The following is a 1,404-nucleotide window of genomic DNA, read 5'->3' as shown; positions in this document are numbered from 1 at the left end:
ATCGCGCTCGGGCCGGGACCCACGGGCTGGGACGTTGCCCAGGCGTTTCGCCTGCGCTACCGCACGGCGCCGATCGTCTATGCCAGCGCCTACGTGCCGGGAGAGAACCGCTCGCTGCGGGGCAGCCTGCTGTTCCCTAAGCCCTACCGTGCCTCCCAGCTCGTCGAGGTCCTGCGCACCCTGCTCCTGCCCGCCCCCCTGGTACCGAGCGCCCCCTTAGGTGGGCTCACGCGCGTGACCTACATGAGCCGGGCCACGAGCCTGATGCAGCATCCGTCGCCGGAGATAGCGCGTGCCAGGCTCGAGGCCGAGGCCCAGCAGCACAACAAGCGGCTCGGCATCACGGGCGCCCTCTTGGCGAGCCCGGACTGGTTCGTCCAAACGCTCGAAGGCTGCCACGCGGCGGTGATGGAGACCCTGGGCCGTATCAGCCGCGATCGCCGCAACACCGATCTTCGCGTGTTCGCGATCGAAAGCGGGGGCCAGCGGCTGTTCGCGGGCTGGTGGATGCACGTGGCCACGTTCGAGGAGATCGACCCCAGCCTCGCGGCCGCGTGCATCGGGGCGTTCGGCCGCCCTGGACGCGGCGAGGCCTGCACCCTGAACGAGGCGCTGCTCGCGTCCTTGCAGGCCGCTGCGTAGCTCGACCAGCCCGCCGTCGGGCCGGCACCGCAGCGGTCGCAATGAACAGCGTTCAAGCCCTAGGAGGGACGATCGCGTCGGCCGGTATTATTGGGTGCCGATCTGGCCCTTGATCTGGGCGAACGTGGCCCTGTTCAGCACACGCTTGGCCAGGAGATCCTCCGCCGAGCGGTAGGGCCGCCCAGCCACGATGGCCCGGCCGATCATCCCACCCCCGAGCCCATTGAGCTCAGCCACCGACGCCGTGTTCAGATCAACCCGACCCCGCGGAGCCGGCGCCGCAGGAGCAGCGTCCGCCGCCTCAAGCCGGGCGAACGCGACCGGCACGGCCGGCACCACGGGCTCTACGGCTACGGCTCGGGCGGGGGTGAGAGGCGCCAGATCGGAGGCCTGAGCGGGCACGTCCTGCCAGACATGCGGCTTCTTGGGCGCAGCTGGAGCCGGTTCAGCCATGGTGGCCACAGCAGGACGCTGAGACGCTCCCATGATGGCGCCCTGGTACACCACACGAGGGCTGCCCGTCGTCACTGGCGCATCCGGCACAGGCGCGGTCGCCGCCTTGGTGCTGGGGGCTGCCACGGCATCGCGCGGAGGTGTGTACTGCCAGACGGCGATCGCAAGACCCGCCACCCACACGACACCGCACGCACGAACAACGCTCTTGAACCCACTCATCTCAGACCCCAGCGAATCTTGTTCCCTAATTGCTAGTTAACAATTCATTGGCGCGCAATTGTAATGTCTGGGCCGGAACCCCGATTG

2 protein-coding genes are annotated in these 1,404 nt (G+C 68.9%); one reads left to right on the top strand and one right to left on the bottom strand.

Features of this window, described 5'->3' with window-relative positions:
* Positions 1-642: BLUF domain-containing protein (locus tag F0L46_RS25170; RefSeq protein ID WP_188312149.1), on the top strand; the 642-nt coding region annotated here is incomplete at its 5' end.
* Between the two features lie 87 nt (positions 643-729).
* Here the strand turns inward: F0L46_RS25170 and F0L46_RS27135 are convergent.
* Complete coding sequence (locus F0L46_RS27135; RefSeq protein ID WP_276315627.1) at positions 730-1,095, bottom strand: helix-hairpin-helix domain-containing protein; 366 nt, start codon at positions 1,093-1,095, stop codon at positions 730-732.
* Positions 1,096-1,404: the final 309 nt, after the last annotated feature.

Source organism: Salinarimonas soli (assembly GCF_008386575.1).
In the GTDB taxonomy this organism is placed as follows: Bacteria; Pseudomonadota; Alphaproteobacteria; order Rhizobiales; family Beijerinckiaceae; genus Salinarimonas_A; species Salinarimonas_A soli.
This window is presented reverse-complemented; position numbering and strand designations above follow the sequence as displayed.

What these genes read in the sequence shown, in the direction of transcription:
- F0L46_RS27135 (WP_276315627.1), bottom strand. Translation starts at nt 1,095, where the DNA reads ATGGCTGAACCGGCTCCAGCTGCGCCCAAGAAGCCGCATGTCTGGCAG.